Source organism: Aeromonas sp. FDAARGOS 1408 (assembly GCF_019048665.1).
Lineage (GTDB): Bacteria > Pseudomonadota > Gammaproteobacteria > Enterobacterales > Aeromonadaceae > Aeromonas > Aeromonas dhakensis.
In genome coordinates this window covers 1,827,212-1,852,297 of record NZ_CP077394.1, presented here as the reverse complement: position 1 = coordinate 1,852,297, position 25,086 = coordinate 1,827,212, and the positions used below count along the sequence as shown (strand labels likewise).

19 protein-coding genes and 1 other annotated feature are annotated in these 25,086 nt (G+C 61.6%); of the genes, 6 read left to right on the top strand and 13 right to left on the bottom strand.

Going from position 1 to position 25,086, the window contains the following annotated elements:
* Positions 1–71: 71 nt before the first annotated feature.
* Positions 72–617 carry a glycine zipper 2TM domain-containing protein gene (locus tag I6L38_RS08690; protein ID WP_216989405.1) on the bottom strand — a complete coding sequence of 182 codons (546 nt, stop codon included), beginning with the start codon at positions 615–617 and terminating at the stop codon, positions 72–74.
* 507 nt (positions 618–1,124) lie between these two features.
* Here I6L38_RS08690 and I6L38_RS08685 point away from each other — a divergent pair.
* Entirely contained in the window at positions 1,125–1,313 is a 189-nt protein-coding gene (locus I6L38_RS08685) for a hypothetical protein (RefSeq protein ID WP_005301113.1), read from the top strand.
* Between the two features lie 60 nt (positions 1,314–1,373).
* On the opposite strand, the gene I6L38_RS08680 is transcribed toward I6L38_RS08685, so the two are convergent.
* Complete coding sequence (locus I6L38_RS08680) at positions 1,374–2,900, bottom strand: YfcC family protein (protein ID WP_216989404.1); 1,527 nt, start codon at positions 2,898–2,900, stop codon at positions 1,374–1,376.
* A gap of 635 nt (positions 2,901–3,535) precedes the next feature.
* On the opposite strand from I6L38_RS08680, the gene I6L38_RS08675 reads away from it, so the two are divergent.
* Both I6L38_RS08675 and I6L38_RS08670 read left to right on the top strand, forming a co-directional pair.
* On the top strand, positions 3,536–5,158 hold the full coding sequence (locus I6L38_RS08675) for an acyl-CoA synthetase (protein WP_216989403.1): 1,623 nt from the start codon (positions 3,536–3,538) through the stop codon (positions 5,156–5,158).
* A gap of 139 nt (positions 5,159–5,297) precedes the next feature.
* Complete coding sequence (locus I6L38_RS08670; RefSeq protein WP_080760985.1) at positions 5,298–6,782, top strand: P-loop NTPase fold protein; 1,485 nt, start codon at positions 5,298–5,300, stop codon at positions 6,780–6,782.
* Positions 6,783–6,812: 30 nt separating this feature from the next.
* Here the strand turns inward: I6L38_RS08670 and hisIE are convergent, their stop codons facing one another.
* The 11 genes from hisIE to hisG all read right to left on the bottom strand — a co-directional run bounded on the left by hisIE (position 6,813) and on the right by hisG (position 21,601).
* Positions 6,813–7,448 (bottom strand): bifunctional phosphoribosyl-AMP cyclohydrolase/phosphoribosyl-ATP diphosphatase HisIE, encoded by a 636-nt coding sequence (gene hisIE, locus I6L38_RS08665; RefSeq protein WP_043171379.1) that lies wholly within the window; start codon positions 7,446–7,448, stop codon positions 6,813–6,815.
* On the bottom strand, positions 7,441–8,214 hold the full coding sequence (gene hisF, locus I6L38_RS08660; protein WP_010633929.1) for an imidazole glycerol phosphate synthase subunit HisF: 774 nt from the start codon (positions 8,212–8,214) through the stop codon (positions 7,441–7,443). The genes hisIE and hisF overlap by 8 nt, the downstream gene beginning before the upstream one ends.
* A gap of 180 nt (positions 8,215–8,394) precedes the next feature.
* Entirely contained in the window at positions 8,395–12,366 is a 3,972-nt protein-coding gene (locus tag I6L38_RS08655; RefSeq protein ID WP_216989402.1) for a PAS domain S-box protein, read from the bottom strand.
* On the bottom strand, positions 12,363–14,516 hold the full coding sequence (locus I6L38_RS08650; protein WP_216989401.1) for a PAS domain S-box protein: 2,154 nt from the start codon (positions 14,514–14,516) through the stop codon (positions 12,363–12,365). Before I6L38_RS08650 ends, I6L38_RS08655 begins: the two co-directional genes overlap by 4 nt.
* Complete coding sequence (locus tag I6L38_RS08645; protein ID WP_043171376.1) at positions 14,509–15,618, bottom strand: two-component system response regulator; 1,110 nt, start codon at positions 15,616–15,618, stop codon at positions 14,509–14,511. Before I6L38_RS08645 ends, I6L38_RS08650 begins: the two co-directional genes overlap by 8 nt.
* Positions 15,619–15,769: 151 nt before the next feature.
* On the bottom strand, positions 15,770–16,519 hold the full coding sequence (gene hisA, locus I6L38_RS08640; protein ID WP_017784288.1) for a 1-(5-phosphoribosyl)-5-[(5-phosphoribosylamino)methylideneamino]imidazole-4-carboxamide isomerase: 750 nt from the start codon (positions 16,517–16,519) through the stop codon (positions 15,770–15,772).
* Positions 16,520–16,524: 5 nt separating this feature from the next.
* Positions 16,525–17,154, bottom strand: coding sequence for an imidazole glycerol phosphate synthase subunit HisH (gene hisH, locus I6L38_RS08635; protein ID WP_216989400.1), 630 nt, complete (start codon positions 17,152–17,154; stop codon positions 16,525–16,527).
* Positions 17,154–18,284 (bottom strand): bifunctional histidinol-phosphatase/imidazoleglycerol-phosphate dehydratase HisB, encoded by a 1,131-nt coding sequence (gene hisB / locus I6L38_RS08630; protein ID WP_216989399.1) that lies wholly within the window; start codon positions 18,282–18,284, stop codon positions 17,154–17,156. The genes hisH and hisB overlap by 1 nt, the downstream gene beginning before the upstream one ends.
* Before the next feature lie 15 nt (positions 18,285–18,299).
* Complete coding sequence (gene hisC / locus I6L38_RS08625; protein ID WP_216989398.1) at positions 18,300–19,370, bottom strand: histidinol-phosphate transaminase; 1,071 nt, start codon at positions 19,368–19,370, stop codon at positions 18,300–18,302.
* Positions 19,367–20,692, bottom strand: a complete 1,326-nt coding sequence (gene hisD, locus I6L38_RS08620; RefSeq protein WP_216989397.1) for a histidinol dehydrogenase — start codon at positions 20,690–20,692, stop codon at positions 19,367–19,369. Before hisD ends, hisC begins: the two co-directional genes overlap by 4 nt.
* A 12-nt stretch (positions 20,693–20,704) precedes the next feature.
* The gene (hisG, locus tag I6L38_RS08615) at positions 20,705–21,601 is read right to left on the bottom strand and encodes an ATP phosphoribosyltransferase (protein ID WP_216989396.1); all 897 of its coding nucleotides are present in this window, start codon (positions 21,599–21,601) and stop codon (positions 20,705–20,707) included.
* A gap of 28 nt (positions 21,602–21,629) precedes the next feature.
* Positions 21,630–21,754: a sequence feature (His leader region), on the bottom strand.
* Between the two features lie 186 nt (positions 21,755–21,940).
* Between hisG and I6L38_RS08610 the strand changes: the two genes are divergently transcribed.
* From I6L38_RS08610 to tsaB, 3 genes are all read left to right on the top strand, one after another.
* The gene (locus I6L38_RS08610) at positions 21,941–22,183 is read left to right on the top strand and encodes a hypothetical protein (RefSeq protein ID WP_005301068.1); all 243 of its coding nucleotides are present in this window, start codon (positions 21,941–21,943) and stop codon (positions 22,181–22,183) included.
* 71 nt (positions 22,184–22,254) lie between these two features.
* On the top strand, positions 22,255–24,165 hold the full coding sequence (locus I6L38_RS08605) for an ATP-dependent DNA helicase (protein WP_216989395.1): 1,911 nt from the start codon (positions 22,255–22,257) through the stop codon (positions 24,163–24,165).
* 157 nt (positions 24,166–24,322) lie between these two features.
* Positions 24,323–25,024: a tRNA (adenosine(37)-N6)-threonylcarbamoyltransferase complex dimerization subunit type 1 TsaB gene (gene tsaB / locus I6L38_RS08600; protein WP_017788102.1), complete on the top strand. Its 702-nt coding sequence runs from the start codon at positions 24,323–24,325 to the stop codon at positions 25,022–25,024.
* Positions 25,025–25,086: the final 62 nt, after the last annotated feature.

Sequence of the window (25,086 nt, the reverse complement as noted above, 5' to 3'; positions counted from 1 at the left end):
TCGGCCAAGAGCGGCAAAAACAGCGAGGCCCATCACCAGGATGGGCCTCTGAGCGGGACCAGCTGACGGGATCAGCTGCCGCTCTGGGGGCCGTCGATCACCAGCTTGCCATCCTTTACCGGGATGGTGGCGCCGGGGGCCTTGTTCATGCGGATCACCCCTTCCTGACCGGCGAGGCGGTAGGTGACGTCATAGCCCAGGGTGCGGGAGCTGCTCTCCTGCACCGTCTTGCAGCGCTGCTCTGTGGTGGTGTAAGTATCACCGGCCTGCATGTTGCCCTGCACCTGGTTGCCGGCATAACCGCCTGCCACGGCACCTGCGGCGGTCGCCACCTTCTTGCCGTTGCCGCCACCGAACTGGTTGCCGAGCACGCCGCCCAGCGCCGCGCCGACCACGGTACCCAGGATCTTGTGCTCGTCCTGCACCGGTTTGCGGTGGGTCACGGTGACGTTGCGACACTCCTGACGGGGGGTCTTGATGGTCTCGGTCACCGCTTTGCTGGCCAGCACTTCGGCGAACTGAGGCTGTGATGAAAACAGGGATCCGCTGGCGGCGGCTGACAAGGCCAGCGCAGAGGCCACACCGATCCCGACTCCTGCCAACATGGATTTGTTCATTTTCTCTTCTCCTCAAATGCATCACGGGATGCGTCTCTTGCTTGCGCTCATCTTGGCACAAGGGCAAGGAGGCACAAGGCAAAGCCCGTGCGGGCACGACAGCCCCTGACTGCACCGAAAAGTGCCTCGCCAAAAAGGTGTCGGGCTTTGGCGACAAAGGGCGAATGAAGGGAGAAAAAGCGATCTGCGAGTAGCATTTTGCGATTCAGCTGGGCCTATTTTCCCATTTTGCGTCAAGCTCCTGCCACCAGCCGGCTGGCGCAGTGGCAAACAAGGGGGGCCTTGCCGCCAACAAGGACCGGTCAGGGGGCGCCAATCGCTTGATAAATCACTGTTGCCGGGAGGATTGGCGGCCGATAACAGATCACGGCAAGCATTATGCTTGCTCTGTTGGCAGAGAGGATCAATCGCGTGTCTCTGGCGGCTCGCAGCAATGTGAGCCGGCAGGTCGCCACCCGCAGTCAGGCCAGATTCGGCTGCGGTCATCCGGTCAGCAAGGGGGTTCATATGTCGATGCTGCCAAGATGGATACAACCGGCCGTGCAGGCCGGCATCATCACCCGGGAACAAGCCCAGCGGCTGCTGGACTCCCTCTATCAACCCCTCTGTGAGACGGCGCAGGAGCTGCCCGCCGACATAGCCGACATCAGCCTCAAGCTCTTCTGTTTTCGCCAGCAGCACAGGGTGCGCCACTAGTTCCCCCAGATCTGCACCCTGGATAAGGCATGACCCCCGCCTAGGCGGGGGCCATGTGCCCTAGATTAGCATCACCTGCGCCACCAGCATCAGGGCGCCGAAGCCCAGCACGAAGCCCACCATGGGCAGCACGAACCTGACCCATTGGTTGAACTGGATGCCGAGCATCTGCAGGGTGACCAGCACCAGCCCGGTGGGGGCCAGGAACAGCATGGCGTATTGCCCCCAGTTGTAGGCCGACACCACTATGTAGCGCGGGATCATCACGGTATCCGCCAGCGGCGCCATGATGGGCATGGAGAGTACCGCCAGCCCCGAGGAGGAGGGCACCACCAACCCCAGCAGGGTGAACACCAGCATCTGGGCCACCGCAAACACGGCGCCGTGCATGCCGGCCACCAGACTGGAGGCATAGGCCAAAATGGTGTCCGAGATCATCCCCTGATCCAGCACCAGGTTGACCCCCCGCGCCAGCCCGATGATGAGCGACACTGCCACCAGCTCGGACGCCCCCTGGGTGAAGGCCTCGACAGCCTCTTTCTCCTTGAGGCCGGAGATAAGGATGATGACGATGGCGACGGCCAGGAAGGAGGCCGCCATCTGCGGGAACCACCAGCCAGCCATGGAAACGCCCCACACCATCAGGGGGAAGGCGAGGATGAACAGGGTCAGGATGATCTTGCGGCGCAGGGTGAAGGGGACCCCTTCATCGAGGGAGCCCTCTTTCAGGAAGCGGGCCCGAAAGCTCTCTCTGTCCTCATAGGTGTAGGAGAAGGCCGGGTTGGCCTTGATCTTCTTGCAATACCAGTAGAGATAACCGATCACCACCAGGGTGCCCACCAGACAGCCGGCGGCGCGAAAGCTCAGCCCCTCGGTAAAGGGGATGCCAGCGGCGTTGGAGGCGATCACCACCGAGAAGGGGTTGATGGTGGAGAAGGTGGTGCCCATGGAGGCGGCGAGGAAGATGGCCCCCACGCAGACGATGGCGTCATAGCCGAGCGCCAGAAAGATGGGCACCAGGATGGGATAGAAGGCGACGGCCTCCTCCTCCAGTCCGCAGGTGGTGCCCCCCAGCGCCATCACAAAGCAGACCAGCGCCACAAACAGGAACTCGTTGCCGCGGGTCTTGCGCGACAGCGCCACCAGTCCGGCATTGAAGGCGCCGGTCTTGTTGATGACGCCGATAAGGCCCCCCAGCACCAGGATGAAGACGATGATGTCGGCCCCCTCTATGGTGCCCTTGACCATGCTCACCGCCACGTCGGAGAGTCCCTTCGGCGCCTGGGCCAGCCGCTCATAGGTACCGGGGATGGCGATGGGTTTGCGGATGGTGCCGTTGACGAACTGCTCCACCCCGATATTGATATCGAGTCTGGTCAGCTCATCCTGAGTGGCGGGCACTCGCCGGGTTTCCCCTTGTGGCGTGTTGATGGTCAGCATATGGCTGGCGGCATTATAAGAGAGCTTGGCATAGGCGCCTGCCGGAATTATCCAGGTGAGGGCGATGGCCAACAACATGATCAAAAACAAGATGGTAAACGCGGTGGGAAATTGTCTGCTGGTCTGGGTATTCGGCTCGGCACACATAAAATGCTCCTCGATAAAGCAGGTTCGGGCTCGGCGGAATATCGGGTCGATAGGGTTCCTTCGTCATGCAGCGGGAGTGCGTAAACTCACTGGTTGTGGCGCATCGTATGGCGAGAAATCTGGCCTGATATTGAACATCCGGTAGATTGTTTCACCGAGAAACCATAACCCGCCGAGGGGAAGCATGAACAGCGCTGCGGGCCTGCTTTATGGAAGCCGTCACAAAATATATTTCATGAGAAGTTTGCCATTAATTTGTTGGCAATAAACCGATACGCTTGCTTATGCCATAAATATCCAGCTGGCATTGTTTGTAAATATATCGATATCGGCAAGCCTGCAACCAGCTATGGCCAGCTTGCATGCCAACATCAGCATATTCATTATTTGCCGGGTTTTATGCCGAGGATATTGGCCGTCGAGATTTGTCACTGAAAAAACAGGCACCGACATGCTGCTCGGTCAGATTGGCGTCGCCAGCACCGCGCCTCTAAGACGTTTTGCTAATACCTGTGGCCATCACCTCGCGCTAGGCTGTGATCCCCGATACGAGCACCCTCTGGCAGGACGCCAGAGGATGGTTGCCGGCGCTCCCGGGAGCGCACCGCTTTTGCTACCTGCGAGGAAGGAACCCGATGACAGAGCAGAACATCTATCAGCGCGATCTGGAAAAAAATCCCGCCAATTATGAGGCGCTGACCCCCATCAGCTTTCTGGGGCGGGCCGCCCGGGTCTACCCCGACTATCCGGCGCTGATCCACGGCCCCCTGCGCCAGAGCTGGGCCCAGACCGAGCGACGCTGCCGCCAGCTAGCCTCGGCCCTTCGTTTGCATGGCATCGGCGAGGGGGATACCGTCTCCATCGTTGCCCCCAATACCCCGGCCATGTTCGAGGCTCATTTCGGGGTGCCCATGAGCGGCGCCGTGCTCAACACCATCAACACCCGGCTCGATGCCGAGTCGATGGCCTTTATCTTCCAGCATGCCCAGAGCAAGGTGGTGCTGGTGGACCGGGAGTTTGGCGCCCTGGTGCAAAAGGCGTTGGCACTTGTCGAGAACCAGCCGCTGCTGATAGCCATCGACGATCCCCTCTATCAGCAAGGGGAGATGATAAGCGAGCTCACCTATGAGGGGTTTCTTGCCAAGGGCAATGGGGATGAGCCCGGCTGGCTGCCGCAAGATGAGTGGCAGGCGATTTCGCTTAACTACACCTCCGGCACTACCGGCAACCCCAAGGGGGTGGTCTATCACCACCGCGGCGCCCACCTCAATGCGGTCAACAACGTGCTCTCCTGGGAGCTGCCCAAGCACAGCGTCTATCTCTGGACTCTGCCGATGTTTCACTGCAACGGCTGGTGCTTCCCCTGGACCCTGGCGGCGACGGCCGGGGTGAGCGTCTGCCTGCGCCATGTGCAGGCGGCGGCCATCTATGAGGCGCTGCACGAGCACAAGGTGACTCATTTTTGCGCCGCCCCCATCGTACTCAACATGCTGAACAACGCCGATCCGGCCCTCAAACGCGGGCTAGACCACCCCATCAAGGCGATGACGGCAGGGGCGGCGCCCCCCGCCACCGTGATCGCCGGCATGGAGGCGATGGGGATCGCCGTGACCCACGTCTACGGTCTGACCGAAACCTATGGTCCCTGCGTGCTGTGCGAGCCGCAAAGAAGCTGGCAGGGGCAGGATGCCACCACACTGTCGCGTCTGAAAGCACGCCAGGGGGTAGCCTCACCGCTGCAGGGAGAGATGCGGGTCATCAATCCGGTCAGCGGCGAGCCGGTCCCCCAGGATGGCAAGACCATGGGCGAAATCGTGCTGCGCGGCAATGTGGTGATGAAGGGCTATCTCAAGAACCCCTCCGCCAGCGCCGAGGCGATGGCGGAGGGGTGGTTTCGCAGCGGCGATCTGGCGGTGTGGCACCCGGACGGTTATGTGGAGATCAAGGACAGATCCAAGGACATCATCATCTCCGGCGGGGAGAACATCTCCAGCCTGGAGGTGGAGGACGTGCTCTATCGCCATCCCGATGTAGACGAGGTGGCGGTGATCGCCATGCCGGACGAGAAGTGGGGGGAGGTGCCTTGCGCCTTCGTCAAGCTCAAGGAGGGGCGCGAACTCAGCCAGGCCGAGCTGATTGCGTTTTGCCGCGAGCAGATGGCCCATTTCAAGGCCCCCAAGCGCATCATCTTTACCCCGCTGCCGAAAACCTCCACCGGCAAGGTGCAGAAATTTATGCTGCGCCAGCAGCTGGGGTAGGAGCTAGCTACTCTTATCCCAAGTTTTAAGTTGGTGCCATTCTGCCTGGAGCAATATGGCGCCAAACTTCTATGTCCATCAAACTCTTTCGAGGCTCACTCTGGTAATATCCTGCTCAATATCGAGGCAGGGAAATATTATGACGCGTGCAGAATTTAATTGGGAAAACTCCATTGCATGGAGTGGCCCGGGTACCATTGAAGGAGTGCAGGATACTCTCGCAGGAGATCGACTGGATCGCGCTCGCTATGCCGAATTTCTGACCAATTATCTGGCGACAGAGGGCAAACAGCGCAACTATGTGTTGAACCTCAATGCCGAATGGGGGGCAGGCAAAACCTGGTTTATCAAGCGCTGGTATATGGAGCTGAAGCAGCACTATCCCACCGTCTATATCGATGCCTGGCAGCAGGACTTTTCTGATGACCCCTTGCTGACGGTGATCTCATCGATTATCGAACAACTGAGAGATGCTGCGGGAGATAAGCTTGCCGTACCTGATGGCATTAAATCAAAGCTTTTAGGATTGTTAAAAATTGGTGGGAAATTAGTACTCAAGTCAGCCATTAAAAAAGCTGGACTGGAAGATGGTGACTTTTCTATGGAAGGAGAAGACGCAGACAAGCTGGTTGATACGCTTTGCAGCAATCACAAGGAGCGTTATGAATCTATTCAGTATCTCAAAACAGAGATACGACAATGGGTCGAGGGGGCTGTGGGTTTAAGTGAGAAGAAACTCGATTATCCCGCATTTATCTTGATTGATGAGCTTGACCGTTGTCGCCCTTCCTATGCGGTAGAAATGCTGGAAACGATCAAGCATATATTCGAGATCCCTGGGGTGGTGTTTGTCCTAGCAACGGATACCGAGCAACTACAACATGCAGTGAAGTCTATCTATGGAGAAGGGTTTGACGGAAAGAAATACTTTGAACGATTTTTTGATAGCCAGAAAACCTTAAAAAGAAGTCCAAGAGAGCAAATGGCAAGCTCAAGGCTTGCTCTGTACGGAGATGATATTTGGCTGCCAACTGAGAGTGTTCTATATCCAAGACTCTCAAAAGAACAGATCGCCAAAATAATTGCTGAAATTTCGAGTGCTTTTGGAATGTCAGTAAGAGACATGAATAGAATGATATCCAATTTAGTTGCTATCATTTCTAACCTGAAGAAGAGTATTGATATTGTATTTTTGATTGTAATGTACTGTCTTTATATAAGAAAGAAGGATGTGTATAATTTAGCATTCATGGATGCTGAGTTAGTTCGGAATTCATTACCCCAGAGTAATAGTGCAAGTTTTTCTTGGTCAACATGGGTTAATGACTTTGATGTTGCTTTTCTGAAAAAAATACAAGTTACTTTGAATCTTTCTTTTTTAGACCAAAGGTGTCAAAGTATTGAGTCTTCAATTGATGTTTTTGATTATTTTGTGTGGGTCTATTCTACAGTGCTAAACGATAATCAAAATGCTGTTTTTCTTAGTGGTCAGCTTGAGTCTGAAGTAATGTTTCACGAAGCATCATATAATCTACAAAGAGCAGTAATCAAATTGGTTAATAAAACATCTTGCTGTGATTTGGCAGAGTATCATGATTTACTCACCTTGGGGATGAATGAATAAACGGGCTATCAGCCCGTTTATTTTTTTTGCTTATTTGTTGTGGCGCTCATAAAGCCGCTGTACCACATCCTTCAACGCCAGCCCTTCGTTTTGCAGCAAGACTGTCAGGTGGTAGAGCAGATCGGCGGATTCGTTGATAAGTTCCTCCCGATCCTTGGCCATGGCGGCCAGCGCCACTTCGACACCCTCTTCACCCACCTTCTGGGCGATGCGCTTGGTGCCCTTGCCATAGAGGCTGGCGGTGTAGCTGGTGGCCGGATCCGCGCCTTTGCGTGCTGCCAGGATCTGCTCGAGCTCGGCCAGGAAGCCAAGCGGCGGCACGGGGTGGCCGTCGAAGCAGGAGGGGTTGCCCAGATGGCAGGTGGGACCGACGGGGTTGGCGGCGATCAGCAGGGAGTCCTGATCGCAGTCGGTGGTGATGGCGACCAGCTGAAGCACATGGCCCGAGCTCTCCCCCTTGGTCCAGAGGCGCTGCTTGCTGCGGCTGAAGAAGGTGACCTGGCCGGTCGCCAGGGTTTTATCCAGGGCTTCCCGGGTCATAAAACCCTGCATCAGCACTTCGCCGCTGGCGGCATGCTGGACGATGGCGGGGATCATGCCGTCACATTTCGCCCAGTCCAGGCGCTCAGCCAGCGATACGTCGTTGTTTACAGCTTGATTATTCACGGATGGCGACTCCTTCGGTTTTCAGCCAGCGTTTCAGTTCGGGAATGGGGATAAGGCCTTTGTGGAACACGGAGGCGGCCAGCGCCCCGTCCACGTCGGCGAGGGTGAAGGCATCACGAAAGTGCTCCATGGCACCGGCGCCGCCGGAGGCAATCAGCGGCACCTTGCAGACGGCACGCACCAGCTTGAGCTGCTCGAGATCATAGCCCTGGCGCATGCCGTCCTGGTTCATCACGTTCAGCACGATTTCACCGGCGCCACGCTTTTGTGCCTCCTGCACCCAATCCAGGGTATGCCAGGCGGTGGTGCGGGTGCGGCTCTCGTCGCCGGTAAACTGCTTGACCTGATAGTGACCGCTCTGCGCATCAAAATAGGAGTCGATGCCCACCACCACGCACTGCACGCCGAAGCGCTCGGCCAGGCGGGTGATGAGGGTGGGATCGGCCAGTGCCGGCGAGTTGATGGAGACCTTGTCGGCCCCGAATTCCAGGATCTGGCGGGCATCCTCGACGCTCTTGATGCCACCGGCGACGCAGAAGGGGATATCGATGACCTCGGCAACCCGGCTCACCCAGCTCTTGTCCACCACCCGCTCATCGCTCGAGGCGGTGATGTCGTAAAACACCAGCTCGTCGGCCCCCTCGCTGGCGTAGCGGCGGGCCAGCTCGACGATGCCGCCCATCACCTCGTGATTACGAAACTGCACTCCCTTGACCACCACGCCATCTTTGACGTCGAGGCAGGGGATAATACGCTTTGACAACATGCTCGTTGCTCCATGTAAAGCACTGTTAAAACTAACGTTGTTGCCAACGGGCCTTGGGGCACGGTGGCGAGTGAAAAAATGTCAATGGCATGCTTTAACAGCGGGTTCCTGTACGGGAGAAAAGACCGGATCCGGACGGTGTTTTCACGCGGGGGAACACCACTATATGCACGACTTTATTCAGTGATTCAACCCTTTATCCGCCCTGTTGGCCCCCTGGGATCCCTTGCTGCCATCGGGCTGGCGTGCCAGGGGTTCCCCATGAGCATCATCCGTTGCCAGCAGTGCCCGCAGAGTGAGCAGAGCCCCATCAAAGTCGAACACCTTGAGCTGGCGTGCCAGCGTCTCGCCTTGGGCGCCCAGCGTGAGCATCAGGGGGGCGGCATACTGCTCGAACAGCGGCAGCACAGCGGTGTCGCTTTGCAGCAGCAAATCTTCCATCTGACGCAGCAGCGGTTGTTGCCACTGGCCGCCAAGGGGGGCCGAGGTGGCGGGGATCAGGCGCTCCTCCTCTCCCAGCAGGTTGAGCAATTCCGAGAGGTGGCGCTCGATGGGCATCATCAGCTCGGCCGGGGCCGGATTCCCTTTGGCAAGGGCCTGCTCCAGCTGCTGACAGAGCGCGGCCAGCTCGACCAGCCCCAGGGTGCTGGCCACCCCGCGCAGGGTGTGAACCAGCCGGGTGGCGGCGGGCTTGTCACCGGTTTGCAGCTGAGCGGCCAGCTGTTGCATGTCCAGACTGTGTTCGCTGGCGAAGTGGCGCAGCAGGGTCACGTACTTGTTCTGGTTGCCCTGCAACACCGCCAGCCCTTGCTGCAGGTCGAGCCCGGGCACCCCTTGCAGGCGGGCGAGGGGGCCGATCAGCAGATCGTTGGCCCGGCGTTGATAACCAGGTTTGGCGGCTGAGCTGTTGGGCAGCCACTGTTGCAGCGCCGCAAACAGGCGGGTCGGGGTGACCGGTTTGGCGATGAAGTCGTTCATGCCGGCGGACTCGCAGGCCCTTCTGTCCTCTTCGAAGGCGCTGGCGGTGAGCGCCAGAATGGGCACCTTATCCCAGCCCGGCAGCGCCCGGATGGCGCGGGTGGCGCTGTAGCCATCCATCAGCGGCATCTGTATGTCCATCAGGATGAGATCGAAGGGGTGCTGACTGACGCGTGCCAGCGCCTCCTGGCCGTTCACCGCCGTCTCTATGACCAGGCCGCTGTTGCCGAGCAGCTCCAGCACCACCTCGCGGTTGATGGCGTTGTCCTCCACCAGCAGCACCCTGGCATGGTTGGCGAAAAAGAGCGCCTGCTGCACCGTCTGCTCCAGCCGGGCGGGCTGTTGCGGCTCGCCCACTCCTGCCGAAAGGCGGGCGGTAAACCAGAAGCAGCTGCCCTTGCCAAGGGTGCTGCTGACCCCCACATCCCCGCCCATCAGGGTGGCAAGCCGGCTGGTGATGGCGAGCCCCAGCCCGGTGCCGCCATATTTGCGGGTGGTGGAGACGTCCGCCTGCTCGAAGGCCTGGAACAGCTTCTCGGCCTGTTCCGGACTGATGCCGATGCCGGTGTCTTCCACCTCGAAGCGCAGCAGATAGTCGCTGCCAAGCTGGCGCTCCGGTCGTACCCGCAGGGTGACCGAGCCCTGCTCGGTGAACTTGATGGCGTTGGCCGTGTAGTTGAGCAGCGCCTGACGCAGGCGGGTGATGTCGCCGTGCACCCAGGCCGGGGTGTCGCCGATGTCGACTATGATGGTGAGTCCCTTGGCGCGGGCCTGCTCGCTCATCAGGGCGCTGACGTTGTCCAGCATGGCGGTGAGGGAGAAGTCGCTTTGCTCCAGCGCCATCTTGCCGGCATCGATTTTGGAGAGATCCAGAATGTCGTTGATGATGGTGAGCAGGTGCTGGGCGGCGTTGTCGATCTTCTCCAGCCGCTCCTGCTGGGTGTGATCCGGCGTGTCGCGCTTGAGCAGATAGGTGAGTCCCAGAATGGCGTTCATGGGGGTGCGGATCTCGTGGCTCATGTTGGCCAGAAACGCACTCTTGGCGCGGTTGGCGCTCTCCGCCCGCTGATGGGCCTGGGCCAGTTGCAGGGTGCGCTCGTCAACCATCTCCTCCAGGTGATAGCGGTATTGATCCAGCTCCTCGCCGAGCTGCTTCTTCTCGGTGATGTCGGCCTGTACCGTCACGTAGTGGGTCACGATCCCATTCTCCTGGCGGATGGGGGAGACGGTGGCCAGCACATGATAGTGGGAGCCGTCCTTGCGTTTGTTGATGAACTCGCCGTGCCAGCGCTGGCCGTGCTTGATGGCGTCCCACAGGGCGATATAGGTGGCCCTGGGGGTGAGGCCGGAGCGCAGCAGGGTCGGGGTCTGGCCGATCACTTCGCTCTGCTGGTAGCCGCTGTTGGTCAGGAAGGCGACGTTGACATACTCGATGCGGGCCTGGGTATCGGTGATGAAGACGCCGTCCGGACTCTGCTCCAGCGCGAGCGACAGCTGGCGCAGCTGCTGCTCGGCCAGTTTGCGCTCTGTGATGTCCAGATGGATGCCGAGCAGGCGCAGCGGGCGCTGCTGGGCATCCCGATAGACGCTGCCCTTGCTGCTGAGCCAGCGCACCTCGCCATTGGGCAGCAGGATCCGGAACTCGAGTTCGACCGGCTTGCCGCCGGCGGGGAGGTCTGCCAGCAGCTTGTCGATGCGTGGCTTGTCGTCCGGGTGCAGGCAGCGCTGCCAGGTGTGGATCTCGCCGAGCTGCTCGGCGCTGCGGCCATAGAGGCGGGCGCACTCGGGGGAGAAGTAGAGGCGACCACTCTGGATGTTCCACTCCCAGATCCCGATGTGCGCCCCCTCCTGGGCCAGCAGCAACCGTTGTTCACTCTCGCGCAGGGCGCTGCTGGTGGTCTCGGCGCGGATGCGGGCGCTGATGGCGTCATCCATCAGATTGAGCGCCGCCAGTCGGGCGCGGCGCTGGGTATCGAGCGCTATCTGCTGGTTGTGCAGCAACTGCTGCTCTGCCAGTTTGCGCTCCGTGATGTCCTGTACCGTGCCATAAAGCTCGACTATGGTCCCCTCGCTGTCTCGAAGCGCCGCCCCCCGGGCGATGATCCAGGCTGGCTCACCCTGATCGTGGATCACCTCGGCGTCGCACTCGTAGGGTTGACCATCCTGCAGGCAACGTTCGACCGACTGGGCAATGGTTCGCCACCCCTCCTGGGTGAAATACTTCTTCACTTCGGGGTAGATGGCAGGGGGCAGGGAGGGATCGCGGCCATAAATGCGGTAGATCTCCGGCGACCAGAAGTGGCTGTCATCGGCGATGTGCCAGCGCCAGTTGCCGATCTTGGCCAGGTGCTGGGATTCACGCAGGATCCCCTCGTTGCGGCGCAGGGCCTCCTCCGCCTCCTTGCGCTGCTGGTTGTCCTCGATCACCGAGATGAAGTAGTCGGGCTCCCCCTTGAGGTTTTTGACCAGCGCCACCGTCAGGGTGATCCAGAGGATCTCTCCCCCCTTGCGCAGGTAGCGCTTCTCCAGGGTGTACTGCTGGCGTTCGCCGGCCAGCATCTGGGTCACATAGGTCTGGTCGATGAAGAGATCGTCCGGGTGGGTGATCTGCTGAAAGGTCATTCCCATCAGCTCGTCGGCCTGATAGCCCACCATGTCGCACAGCCGCTGGTTGACCCGCAGCCACTTGCCGTCGGGGGCGACCAGGGCAATGCCGACCGCCGCCTGTTCGAAGGTGGCCTGGAAGCGGGTTTCGCTCTGTTGCAGACGGGACTGGATGCTTGCCAGCTCTTGCCAACGCTGGGTCTCCCGGCTGCGGGAGTGGTGCACCGCGGCGCTCAGCAGGCTGATGAGGATGCCGTTGACCTCCAGAATGCCCCACTGCACCAGATCCTGGCCGGAGCCGATGCGCAGCTCGTGGACCGGGAGCAACACGAAGTAGGCCGTGAGCAGGCCGCTCATCAGGGTGCAGAGCAGACCGGGCAGCAGGCCCCCCAGCAGGGCACAGACGATGATGGGCAGCATGAACAGCACCAGCAGGGGGCGCTCGCCAAAGGCGATGGGCAGCTGGACCCGGATCTGCAGCATCAGGACGGGCAGCAGCAGTGCCAGCAGGCAGACGCCCCAGCGCTGTTTGGTGGGGCGAAGATGCCACAGCGAAGACCAGTTCATCATAGGGACTCTTCCGGCGGAGTGGGGGCCTGCGGATAGGGGGGCTGCTCTCCGAGCTGGAGCGACAACTCATTGATCTTGTGCTTGAGGGCCAGCATGGCGAGCTCCCTGTCCACCATCACCTTGTTGAACCGCTCCAGCTCGTTGTTTTGCTGGCGCAGTTCGCTCGCCTGACGGGTCAGGGCCTGTTCGACCTGCTCCCGCTCCGTGATGTCCAGCAAGAGGCCGAGCACGGCGGGCTGGCCACGGTAGTCGACACGCCGGCCGTACAGCTCCATCTCGATGTTCTGGTGATCGTGATGCAGGGCGGTGAAGCGGGTGTGGATCTCGCTGTCTTCCTGCTCGCAGCGCTGAAGCTGTTCGGCCACTCTGGCGCTGTCCTTGGCACTGGCCAGGGCTGGCAGGGAGCCAATCTTCAGCAGCGCCGCGGTCGAGCCGTAGCCGAACAGGCGGGCAAAACCTGGGTTGATGTAGCAGAGCTGACCCTGCTGAATGATGTAGATGCCGGCCAGGGATTGCTCCACCAGGGCGCGGAACAGCCCTTCACGTTCGCGCAGGCCCGCTTCGGCCCGCTTGAAATCCGTGATGTCGCGGGAGATGCCAAAGATACCGATCACCTCGCCATCGCTGCCCTGCAGCGGCCCCTTGGTGGCGAGAAACACCCGCTCGCCGCCTGGCAGGGTCAGAAACTCCTCCTGGGTCTGCACCCGGTTGCTGGCAATCACCTGGCGGCCAATCTCCATCAGCATGCGCGCCTGATCGGGGGGAAAGATGGCAGTGTCATCCTGGCCCAGCATCTCGCTGGCCGACTTGCCGACGAACTGGCTGGCTGCGCGGTTGAACAGGATGTACTTGCCCTCCAGATCCTTGGCGAAGATGGCGTCTTCCGAGCTGTCGGCGATGGCGGAGAGCAGTTGCAGCGCCTGCAGCCGGCCAGCCTGGGACTGGCGAACCTGCTCGGCCATCTGCAGTCGGGTGTGCTGGCGCAGCAGCACTATGCCCGCATTGGTAATAAAGAGGGCAAGCAGGCCGATGAGCCCGATCCAGATGCTCTCTTTCAATACCGCGCGGTTGAGCTCCGCCTCGTCTATCTTGGCCAGCAGATACCAGTCGGTGCCCAGCACCGGACGGGCGGTGCCAAACACCGGCACGTTGCGATAGTCCCGGCCAAAGAAGATCGCTTTGTCCTGGGCGTCGTGATCATGGCGCAGGTACTGGGCCGCCAGCAGCTCCTTGCTGCTGGCCGGCAACTGCAGGGTGAGGGCCGAGTCCGGACGATAGCGAACGTCATTGATGAACTGGATCTGCTCGCCGTTGCGGCGAAACAGCAGGGCCTCGCCGCTGCTGTCCGGTACCGGCCAGGTCTTGAGAATGCTGTTGAGGGGATCGCTGCTGCTGATCTGCAGCACGATCAGGGGGGGCTTGCCGTCGGTCACCGGCAGGGGGGCGATGAAATCGAGCCGGGCATGCCCTTGCTCGTCCAGGTAGGGGCCCACCCGGGTGATACGCCCGGCGCTGACACTGGTCAGGACATTGCGCAGCGCGCGGTTGAGGCCGCTGGCCCCCTGCGTCTGCCACAGCACCTCGCCACTCGGCGCCAGCACGGTGGCGGCGCTGAAACGGCGGATGGAGAGAAACTCATCGAGCCTGGCCATCAGGTCGGCCTGGCCGGCATGGCTGGTCTGGGCTTCGCGATAGAGGGCGCCATAGAGCGGGTTTTCCAGCAGGATATGGGCGTCGAATTCGCGGGAGTTGAGCCACTCGGTGATGCGCTTGCCTTTGAGGTCGGCGATGGTCTCGAGCCGGGTCGCCTCCTTGTCCTGGGTCAGATTGATGTTCTGGGCGATGGCCATGGCGGTCAGGGCGATGATGAGGCCATTGAACAGCACAAAGGGAAGCAGTTGGCGCCTCGATGGCGTGCTGCTGACGGTGGGCTGATCGATGCGCCGGCGCAGCATGGCGTAGAGCAGGGTGGCGGTGATGACAATGAACAGCCACCCCTTGATGGTACTGGCCAGTGCAAATTGCGCCGGGGTGCTGAACAGCCACTCCACCGCCTTGTCGGAGAGCAGGATCCACAGGCTCGCCACGGCGGCATAGGTGAGCACCACATTGAGTACATGGGCCCGGGTCAAGGGCGGCCGTTCAGCCATGAGGGACCTCGTTGTCGTCCTTGTAACGCTCGGCGATGGCGATGAACTCGTCGAAGTGGCTGTCAAAGGCGGTCACCACGTCCGGGTCGAAATGCTGGCCGCTGCCGGAGAGGATCAGGGCGCGCGCCTCGTCATAGGGCATGGCCGCCTTGTAGACCCGCACGTTGATGAGGGCGTCGAACACATCCGCCAATGCCATCAAGCGGGCCGAGAGTGGAATGGCGTCTCCCTTCAGACCGTCCGGATAGCCGCTGCCGTCCCACTTCTCGTGGTGCCAGTGGGCGATCTCCTTGGCCAGGGTGAGAAATACCAGTGGCTGATCGATGTCCCGTTCTGCCTCCTCGATGGCATCGCTGCCGAGCTTGGCGTGGGTGCGCATGATCTGCCACTCCTCGGGCGTCAGCTTGCCCGGTTTTAGCAGGATCTGATCCGGTATGCCCACCTTGCCGATGTCGTGCAGCGGGGCCGAGCGGCTCAGCAGGTCGATGTAGCGGGGGGTCAGGGTCTCGGCAAAGCGGGGATGGGTCGACAGCTCGCTGGCCAGTTGTTTGACATAGCCCTGGGTGCGCAGGATGTGATTGCCGGTTTCGGGATCGCGGATCTCCGCCAGATGGGCGAGGGCGCGGATGGAGACCTGCTGGGTCAGATCATTTTCCGCCATGCGCCGTGCCACTTCGGCTTCCAGCGCGGCATTCTGGTTCTGCAGACCGTCGCGGGCCTGCTTGGCCTCCAGCTGGGTGCGTACCCTGGCCTGGACGATGGCGGGTTTGATGGGTTTGGTGATGTAGTCGGCGGCTCCCAGCGACAGGCCGTACTCTTCGCTCTGGGGATCGGCGAGGGCGGTGAGCAGCACGACCGGGATGCGGCTGGTTTGCCCGTTGAGACGCAACTGCTTGAGCACCTCGTAGCCGTCCATGCCAGGCATCATCACATCCAGCAGGATGAGGTCCGGTGTGATCTTGCCGGTGGCGATGCGCAGGCACTTCTCTCCGCTCTGGGCCGCGAGCACCCGGTAGGTGGAGGAGAGCAGGTCGGTCAGCACCATCAGATTCTCGGGGGAATCGTCGACAATCAGGATGGTGGCGGAGTGAGATGTAAACATGGATCCTCCGTGACGTTGTCTCAGTGAGTTCGAGTATAGAGTCAATTGTTACCAAGTAATAAGGACTTACCCCGATTTACCCCTTGCTGGAGAGAGGCCCGCAGGCGGGCCTTCACCAGTCAACGTCAGGAGGTTGTCTGCTGTGGCGGGATCAGCCGGCGTTGCCGTGACTGCCCCAGCAGGCGATGGCGTCCCCCACCGAGAACTTGCCCTCCAGCAGGGCGCGACCGAGGATGATCCCCTTGACCCCGGAGCCCTTGAGCGCCTCGATATCCTCAATGCCGCCAATGCCGCCGGAGGCCTGGAAACCGACGCTCGGGTAGCGGGCGCAGAGATCCCGGTAGAGCTCGACGTTGGTGCCGGCCAGGGTACCGTCACGGCTGATGTCGGTGCAGAGCACGTGCTTGAGCCCAGCGGGCAGGAAGCGTTCGATCAACGCCTCTATGGTTACTCCGCTGTTCTCCTGCCAGCCGGCCACCGCGATATGGCGATTGCCCTGGGCGTCGATATTGACGTCCAGCGCCAACACGATGCGCTCGGGGCCGTATTTCTCCATCCAGCTGGCCACCAGATCCGGCGATTTGACGGCGGTGGAGCCGATCACCACCCGACTGGCGCCGGCGGCCAGCAGATCCGCCACATCCTGTTCGCTGCGCACGCCGCCCCCCACCTGCACCGGCGCCTCGGTCGCCGACAGCAGCTGGGCGATGAGGGGAAGCTGGCGCGCCTTGGCATCCTTGGCACCGTCCAGATCCACCAGGTGCAGCTGCACTGCCCCCTGGGAGACATATTCATCGAAGCGGGCCTGCGGGCTGTCGCTGTAGGCGGTCTTCTGGCCGTAGTCGCCCTGATAGAGCCTCACGACTTGGCCGTTAATCAGATCAATGGCTGGGATAATCATCCTTGTTAAAGCTCCAGAAAGTTTTGCAGTAGGCGGGCTCCGGCCGCGCCGGAGCGCTCCGGGTGGAATTGGGCGCCGAAGAAGTTGTCACGACCGACGATGGCGGTAAACGGCTGGCCGTAGTCGCAGGTGGCGATGGTGGCGTCGGTCACCTCCAGGGCGTAGGAGTGGACGAAGTAGAAGTAGCTGCCGCTTGGAATGCCCTTGAGCAGCGGGTGGCTCTCGTCGTGCTCCACCTGATTCCAGCCCATGTGAGGCAGGCGCAGGTTGCCCACCTCCATCAGCCGGATCTTGCCAGGGACTATGCCGAGGCAGTCGATCAGCCCGCCCTTGTCTTCGCCCTCACTCATGATCTCTTCGGAGTCCTCCGCCAGCATCTGCATGCCGAGGCAAAAGCCCAGCAGCGGCTGTTTGGCGGCGCGAATGAGCGGCACCAGATTGCGCTCGTTGAGGTTCTTCATGGCGGCCACGGCGGTGCCGACGCCGGGCAGGATCAGCTTGTCAGCCGCTTCGATGTCGGCCGCCTCGCGGGAGACCCGAGGCGCCGCGCCGAGGCGCTCGAATGCCATGCGCACCGAGGCCAGATTGGCACACCCCGTATCGATGATGACCAGCTTCTGTTTGTTCACTTCCATCACAGCACCCCCTTGCTGGAGGGGAGTTCGCTCCCTTCCACCCTAATGGCCTGGCGCAGGGCGCGGCCAAAGCCCTTGAACAGCGCCTCCACCTGGTGGTGGGTGTTGCCGCTGCCCACCTTCATCTGCAATGTGATGGCCATGGCATCAGAAAGTGAGCGGAAGAAGTGGGGCACCATCTCGGTGGCCATCTCGCCCACGCTGTCGCGGCCAAAACCGCTCGGGCAGTCGAACACGAAGTAGGGGCGACCGCTCAAATCCAGCGCGGTGGCCACCTCCTGCTCGGTGAGCGGGGTCTCTTCATCCGCACGCGGGCGGCCATCGATCACCGCCTGCACCTCGTCCATCGCCAGCACGAAGCCGAAACGGCCGATGCCGCGCTTGTTGCCAAGGGCCTGGCGCAGGGCTTGACCTAGCGCGAGGCCGACATCTTCCACCGTGTGGTGATCATCGATGTGCAGATCGCCGCTGACTTTGAGCTTGAGCCTGAAACCGGCGTGGGTCGCTATCTGATCCAGCATGTGATCAAAAAAGCCGATGCCGGTTTCAATCTGGTTGCCGCCGCTCTTGTCTAAATCAACCGCCACCTGGATGCGGGTCTCCTTGGTATAGCGCTCCACCTCGGCAACTCGTCCTTTGGAGAGCAGCTGATCACGGATGGCGAGCCAGTCGTGATCCTGCGGGTGGTAGCGAATACCGCTGATGCCCATGTTCTCGGCAAGCTGCAGATCGGTCTGTCTGTCACCAATCACGAAGGAGTTGGCAAAGTCGATGCGACCCGAGGCGAGATACTCCTTCACCAGGCCAAGGTAGGGCTTGCGACAACTGCAGCCGTCGGTGGGGAAGTGCGGGCAGATCAGCACCTTTTCCCAGCTCACTCCTTGCGATTCGAACAGGTGCATCATCAGATCGTGGGGCGGCTGGAAGTTCTCCAGCGGCAGGCTGGCGGTGCCCAGCCCATCCTGGTTGGTCACCATCACCAGCACGTAACCGGCGGCCTGCAGCTCGCGCAGTACCGGGATCACCATGGGTTCGAAGCGCAGCTTGGCGAGGCTGTCCACCTGCTTGTCGGTCACCGGCTCTTCAATCAGGGTGCCGTCGCGGTCGATAAACAAAAACGGGGTCTTCATCGCTACATCCTTGTCTTACAAAGTGGGAGAGGGCAGGTCACGCAACACTGCCAGCACGGCGTCCATCTCGCCCTGATAGCCGATGGTGACGCGAATGCTGTTATCAAGGCCTGGCTTGGTCGAGAAGTCCCGCAAGATGATGCCGGCGGCCTTCATGGCGGCAAACACGCTGGCGCCATCCACAAAGCGCACCAGCACAAAGTTGCCCTTGTCCTCGAACACTTCCTTCACGCAGGCAAACTTTGCCAGCTCTGCCTTGAAGGCGGCCTTTTGCTTGTTGAGCTCCACCACTCGCTCGCACATCAGCTCGAGCCCCATGGGGGAGAGGGCCTGCGCCGCTATTTGGGCGATGGGCTCGGGAATGGGATAGGGGGCGATCACCTTGGCCAGCATGGCGATCACCTCGGGGGTTGCCAGCGTAAAGCCGCAGCGGATCCCCGCCAGGGCGAAGGCCTTGGAGAGGGTGCGGGTCACCACCAGATTGGGGAAGCGAGCCAGCAGGTCCACCACGGAAGCCTCGGGGCAGAACTCGATATAGGCCTCGTCCACCACCACGATGGCGCGATCCTGCGCCTTCTCCAGCAGGGCGATGAGCCCGTCGCGACCCACCAGATCCCCGGTGGGGTTGTTGGGGGAGCAGAGGAACACCAGCTTCACGTCGCCGAGGCGATCGGCGATGGCGGGCCAGTCCGGCTGGCGGCTGGTGGTAAGCGGTTGCTCGACGATACCGACACCACAGGTCTCGGCGCTGATGGCGTACATACCGTAGGTGGGGGGGCAGATGAGGATCTGATCCTGTCCCGCCTCGCAGAAGGTGCGGATCAAGAGCTCGATGGCCTCGTCGGCACCGCGGCTCACCAGCACCTGATCGGGATTGACCCCAGCGTAGGCGGCATAACCGTTCACCACCTCGGCCGGCTGGCACTCGGGGTAGCGGTTGAGGCGGCTCCCCTCGATGGTGAAGGGATAGGCCAGCGGGGCCTCGTTGGCGTTGAGCCAGACGTGGCCCTTGCCGCCGATGCGGCGGGCGGATTGATAGGGGGTGAGGGCCCGCACCACGCGGCGCGCCAGATTGGCAATGCTCATGACAAATCCTTCTGCTGTGCTGTTTGTTGGGGCGCGGCGGCCAGGGCGTTCAACCTCAGGGTGACGGCATTCTTGTGACCATCAAGCCCCTCGGCCTGGGCGATGCGCTCGACGATGGGGCCAAGGCCCTGAATGCCGCGCTCGCTCAGCTCCTGCACCGTGTAGCGGCGCTGATAATCGGCGAGGCCAAGGCTCGAGCAGGTGCGGGCATAGCCGTAGGTGGGCAGAGTGTGGTTGGTGCCGCTGGCGTAATCGCCGACCGATTCCGGTGTCCATGCCCCGAGGAAGATGGAGCCGGCATTCTCAAGCCGGTCCAGCAGCTCGCGCGGGGCGCGGGTCTGCACGATCAGGTGCTCCGGCGCGTAGGCGTTGGAGATGGCGCACGCCTCGGCCAGATCGTCACAGAGGATCACCAGGCTTGAACCCAGCGCCTTGGCAGCGATGTCGCGCCGAGTCAGTTTGGCCAGCTGGCGCTTGATCTCGCCGTTGATGGCGTCGGCCAGCAGCGGCGAGGTGGTGACCAGCACCACCTGGCTGTCGGGGCCGTGCTCGGCCTGGGAGAGCAGATCCGCCGCCACGAAGGCCGGGTTGGCGCTCTCGTCGGCGATCACCAGCACCTCGGAGGGGCCGGCCGGCATGTCGATGGCGGCGCCGCGCCAGTCGCGCGACACCTGGCCCTTGGCTTCGGTCACATAGGCATTGCCCGGGCCGAAGATCTTGTCCACCTTGGGAATGCTTTCGGTGCCGTAAGCCATGGCCGCGATGGCCTGGGCACCGCCGATGGCGAACACCTTCTCGACCCCGCAGGCACGGGCGGCAAACAGGATCTCGTCGCTGGCCGGGGACGGGGTGCAGAGCACCACTTCACGGCAACCGGCGATCGCTGCCGGAATGGCCAGCATCATCACGGTGGAGGGGAGCGGGGCGCTGCCCCCCGGCACGTAGAGGCCGACCCGGCTGATGGGCTGGGTGCGCAGCTCGCACACCACCCCGGGCTGGGTTTCCACCCGCACCACGGGTTGCGCTTGCGCGGCGTGGAAGGTGCGAATGTTGGCGATGGCCGCCTCGATGGCGCCCTTGATCTCGTCATCGAGGCGCTCGCAGGCGGCCTCGATTTCGGCATTGCTTACCTGCAGTTGCTGGCGCGGGGCACGTTCGAAGCGCTGGCTCAGCTCGCGCAGGGCCTCATCACCCCGGCTGCGTACCGAGCCGATGATCTCCCGTACCACGGCGCCGATGTCGGCTTCGTCACTCAGGGCTGGCCGGGTCAGCACGTCGGCCTGCTGGGCGGGGGAGAGGGTCTTCCAGATCAGGGTCTGCATGATATCCCTTCCTTATTCCATCATCTTCTCGATGGGCAGCACCAGAATGGAGCTGGCACCCAGCGCCTTGAGCTGCTCCATGGTCTCCCAGAACAGGGTCTCGCTGGAGACGACGTGCAGCGCCACCTGATTGGTTTCGCCCGCCAGCTGCATGATGGTGGGACGTTCGGCGCCCGGCAGCAGATCGGTGATGGCGTCGAGCTTGTCCTTGGGGGCGTGCAGCATGATGTACTTGCTCTCGCGCGCCTGCTGCATCCCCTGAATGCGGGGCAGCAGGGTATCGATGATCTTCTGCTTGGCATCGGACAAGGGGTTGGGTGCCTGCACCAGTACCGCCTTGGAGCGGTAGATAACCTCCACCTCTTTGAGGCCGTTGGCCTCCAGGGTGGCACCGGTGGAGACCAGATCGCAGATAGCGTCGGCCAGGCCCGCGCGCGGCGCCACTTCCACCGACCCGCCCAGCATCACGCTCTTGAAGTCGAGCCCCTTCTCGTCGAAGAAGCGCTTGAGCAGGCCTGGGTAGGAGGTGGCGATGCGTTTGCCGGCGAGGCTCTCTGGCCCGGTGTAGTTGACGTCGTCCGGCACCGCCAGCGAGAGGCGGCAGCCGCCGAAGTCGAGCTGTTTGAGGGTCTTGACCGCAAAGGGCTGGCCCTGGGAGGCGCGGATGAGCTGCACCTCTTCCAGCACGTTCTCGCCGATGATGCCAAGGTCGACCACCCCTTCCATCACCAGCCCCGGGATGTCGTCATCGCGCACCCGCAGGATGTCGATGGGCATGTTCTCGACATGGGCGATGAGGCGCTGCTCGCGCAGGTTGATCTTGAGGCCGCAGCTCTTGAACAGGGCCTGGGAGTCCTGGCTCAGACGACCGGATTTTTGCATGGCGATGCGCAGACGTTGTGTTTCCATTGCTCGATTTCCTTCTAGTCAAAAACGAAAAAACCCTCGGAAGTGGGTGCTTCCGAGGGTTTATGAATCTTGCGGTCCTTTTGGAAGTCACCAGTTAAGTGTCTTCCAGCAGTCAACCTCCTGAAAGACTATTCGGGATGATGATGGTGGTGATGAGTCTTCAGGCTGGTGAACTGCATGTAATCAATCCTTTACAAATAAGATGTCGTAGTTGACGCCCGATTTAAACTACCTGCCTTGACGGAAAAAGCAACCGGAAAATGTGATTTGGTCGATTAAAGTTGAGAAAACGGTTTTATGGTCGATAACTAGACAAGGTGAGCCAGAGGAGGCGACATCATGCCCAGCCAGGACCTGTTATTCCCCATTCTGCCCAGGGCGCCGGCCGCGCCGAGCAGTGACGACATCAAGCGGGAAGTAACCCAGATCAGCCAGAAGCATCAGCTGCGCAAGACCAGCACCGACAACGGTGACTCCCAGCAGCGCCAGCAGCCTTACCCCTCGGCCAAGCGTGATCAGGAAAAGCCTGAAGAGGACGATCACAAGCCGGACCCCGATCACCAGATCGATCTCTTCGTCTAGGGGCAGAAGTCAGTCCCGCTTTTGCCACCTTTTTGGCATAATGCCCCCTTTTGTTGCAGCGGGACGCCCCTTTGACCATCCAGACCCTGTTCAAGCCAGACGGCCCTCTGGCCAGCCATATCGACGGTTTTGTCGCCCGCGCCCCGCAACTGGAGATGGCCGAAGCGGTGGCCAAAGCCATCAAGTCACACGGTCGCTTGCTGGTGGAGGCGGGCACAGGTACCGGCAAAACCTACGCCTATCTGGTGCCGGCGCTGGAATCCGGCAAGCGGGTGGTGATCAGCACCGGTTCCAAGAACCTGCAGGAGCAGCTCTTCTATCGAGACCTGCCGACCATCACCGGCGCGCTCGCCTATACCCCGCCGGTGGCTCTCCTTAAGGGGCGCAGCAACTATCTGTGCATCGAGCGGATGAACCGGCTGCTCAGCGAATCTCACCTGCAAAAGCCCGAAGTGCTCAACGATCTGGTCAAGGTGAAGTCCTGGTCCACCGCCACCGACAACGGTGACGTGGGGGACATTCCTGGATTGCAGGAGAACGCCGAGATCCTCGCCCACGTCACCAGCACCAATGAAAACTGCCTCGGCCGCGATTGCCCCTATTACGATGACTGCCATCTGGTGGTGGCCCGCCGCCGCGCCATGGATGCCCAGGTGGTGGTGATCAACCATCACCTCTTCTTCGCCGACATGGCGGTCAAAGACACAGGTTTCGGCGAGCTGGTGCCAGAAGCGCAGGTCTATGTGTTTGACGAAGCGCACCAGCTGCCCGAGATCGCCACCAACTACTTTGGCAAGTCGGTGGGCAGCCGCACCATCCAGGATCTGGCGCAGGATATCCAGCTTGCCTATCGGGCCGAGGCCCACGACATGGGTCAGCTTGGCAAGGCGGCAGACAGGCTCGCCATCGCGAGCCAGGACTTGCGGCTCGCCTTCGGGGTGGACGGCGGTCGTGGCAACACCCGCGACATGTTGCGCCAACCGCTCTGGGGCCAGGCGCTGGCCCGCCTCAACGATGCCCTCGGCCTGTGTTACGAGGTGCTGAAGCTGGCGCTGGGGCGAGGGGAGCAGCTTGACCACTGTTTCGAGCGCATCAGCGAGCTGCGCACTCGCCTTGGCGAGGTGCTGGCGGTCAACCAGACCGGTTTCTCCTACTGGTATGACTGCTCGCGGCTCCATTTCACCCTCAATCTGACCCCGCTGTCGGTGGCCGAGCGCTTCGGCGCCGAGGTGCTGCGCCCCGAGGTGGCCTGGGTGTTTACCTCGGCCACGCTGACGGTGGACATGCGCTTTGATCACTTCAAGGCGGAGTTGGGGCTGGCCGGCAGCGCCGAGCTTATTCTCGACAGCCCGTTCGACTATGGCGAGCAGGCGCGCCTGTGTGTGCCGCGCTTCCTGCCCGAGCCCAATGCCTTTGGTCGGGGCGAGCAGCTGGCCAACCTGATGATCCCGCTCATCAACAAGACGCCGGGGGGCTGTTTCTTCCTCTGTACCAGTCATCAGGTGATGCGCCAGGTGGCCGAGGTGCTGCGCCGGGAGATCGGTCGCACCGTGTTGCTGCAGGGGGAAGACAACAAGCAGCGGCTGCTCAAGGAGTTCGTCGAGAATGGCCGCGCCGTGCTGGTGGCGACCAGCAGCTTCTGGGAGGGGATCGACGTGCGTGGTGCCGCGCTCTCCTGTGTTATCATCGACAAGCTGCCGTTTGCCAGCCCCGACGATCCGCTGCTGAAGGCGCGGGTGGATGATTGCAAGCTCAGGGGCGGTGATCCCTTCGCCGATATCCAGCTGCCCAAGGCGGTAATTGCCTTGAAGCAGGGGGTGGGGCGACTCATTCGTGATCGCAGTGATCACGGCGTACTGGTCATCTGTGATCCCCGCATGGTCAACAAACCCTACGGCGCGACCTTCATCAAGAGCCTGCCCGCGATTCCTCGGACTCGAGAGCTGGCCACCCTGGGCGGGTTTTTCGATCGCAAGGGCTGAATCTACCGAAGATGCTGCGCACCCGTGCGATGGCGTGACGACCACGCTGCCGATAGGGGCCGAGGCGGCCCGCAATTCGCGCACCAGAATGTGAAAACTGCTGGCAGAGCCTGCTTGCAGATTATGTAATTGACTGATTTTATAGAGATTGGAAAGCATGAACGAGTTGAAGATCCTGGCCGTAGATACCGCCACCGAAGCCTGCTCCGCCGCCTTGCTGGTGGGGGAAAAGGTATTCTCCCGTTGGGAAGAGGCGCCGCGGGATCACACCCGTAAAATCCTGCCCATGGTTCAGGCTGTGTTGGACGAGGCCGGGGTAACCTTGGACGAGCTCGATGCCATCGCCTTCGGCCGTGGTCCCGGCTCCTTTACCGGGGTGCGGATCGGCATCGGCGTGGCGCAGGGGCTGGCGCTGGGCGCAGGTGTACCGCTGATCGGTATCTCCACCCTGGCCGCCATGGCGCAGGGGGCTCATCGGCTAGACGGCGCCGAGCGGGTGTTGACCGCCATCGATGCGCGCATGGACGAGGTCTACTTCGGCCATTATGAGCTCATCGATGGCCGCATCCAGCTGGTGGGCGAAGAGGTGGTGAGCGGCCCCGCCGCACTGGTGGCGTCCCGCGGCATGCTGCCGGGCAGCTTTACCCGCGTCGGTACCGGATTTGAGACCTATGGCGAGACCCTCGCTGCGCTGGCCGACGAGCTGGTGGCGAGCCAGGTACGCTTCCCGGCGGCAGAGGACATGCTGCCGCTTGCCCGTAGCGCCTGGCTGGCCGGCGAGGCGGTGGCGGTCGAGCAGGCGACCCCGGTATATTTGCGTGACAAGGTGACCTGGAAGAAGCTGCCGGGTCGCGAATAAGGGCAGGAGTGGCAGACTTGTCGCTCATGCCGGTCGACACAGGCCCCATGCGGGCGGTTGAG

Bases quoted from the DNA above. Each gene is read 5' to 3' on its own strand.
- hisB (WP_216989399.1), bottom strand. From the start codon at position 18,284: ATGAAGACCCCGTTTTTGTTTATCGACCGCGACGGCACCCTGATTGAA.
- I6L38_RS08690 (WP_216989405.1), bottom strand. From the start codon at position 617: ATGAACAAATCCATGTTGGCAGGAGTCGGGATCGGTGTGGCCTCTGCG.
- I6L38_RS08675 (WP_216989403.1), top strand. From the start codon at position 3,536: ATGACAGAGCAGAACATCTATCAGCGCGATCTGGAAAAAAATCCCGCC.
- hisD (WP_216989397.1), bottom strand. From the start codon at position 20,692: ATGCAGACCCTGATCTGGAAGACCCTCTCCCCCGCCCAGCAGGCCGAC.
- hisF (WP_010633929.1), bottom strand. From the start codon at position 8,214: ATGTTGTCAAAGCGTATTATCCCCTGCCTCGACGTCAAAGATGGCGTG.
- I6L38_RS08645 (WP_043171376.1), bottom strand. From the start codon at position 15,618: ATGTTTACATCTCACTCCGCCACCATCCTGATTGTCGACGATTCCCCC.
- I6L38_RS08680 (WP_216989404.1), bottom strand. From the start codon at position 2,900: ATGTGTGCCGAGCCGAATACCCAGACCAGCAGACAATTTCCCACCGCG.
- I6L38_RS08655 (WP_216989402.1), bottom strand. From the start codon at position 12,366: ATGATGAACTGGTCTTCGCTGTGGCATCTTCGCCCCACCAAACAGCGC.
- I6L38_RS08685 (WP_005301113.1), top strand. From the start codon at position 1,125: ATGTCGATGCTGCCAAGATGGATACAACCGGCCGTGCAGGCCGGCATC.
- hisA (WP_017784288.1), bottom strand. From the start codon at position 16,519: ATGATTATCCCAGCCATTGATCTGATTAACGGCCAAGTCGTGAGGCTC.
- I6L38_RS08650 (WP_216989401.1), bottom strand. From the start codon at position 14,516: ATGGCTGAACGGCCGCCCTTGACCCGGGCCCATGTACTCAATGTGGTG.
- tsaB (WP_017788102.1), top strand. From the start codon at position 24,323: ATGAACGAGTTGAAGATCCTGGCCGTAGATACCGCCACCGAAGCCTGC.
- I6L38_RS08670 (WP_080760985.1), top strand. From the start codon at position 5,298: ATGACGCGTGCAGAATTTAATTGGGAAAACTCCATTGCATGGAGTGGC.
- hisH (WP_216989400.1), bottom strand. From the start codon at position 17,154: ATGGAAGTGAACAAACAGAAGCTGGTCATCATCGATACGGGGTGTGCC.
- I6L38_RS08610 (WP_005301068.1), top strand. From the start codon at position 21,941: ATGCCCAGCCAGGACCTGTTATTCCCCATTCTGCCCAGGGCGCCGGCC.
- hisC (WP_216989398.1), bottom strand. From the start codon at position 19,370: ATGAGCATTGCCAATCTGGCGCGCCGCGTGGTGCGGGCCCTCACCCCC.
- hisG (WP_216989396.1), bottom strand. From the start codon at position 21,601: ATGGAAACACAACGTCTGCGCATCGCCATGCAAAAATCCGGTCGTCTG.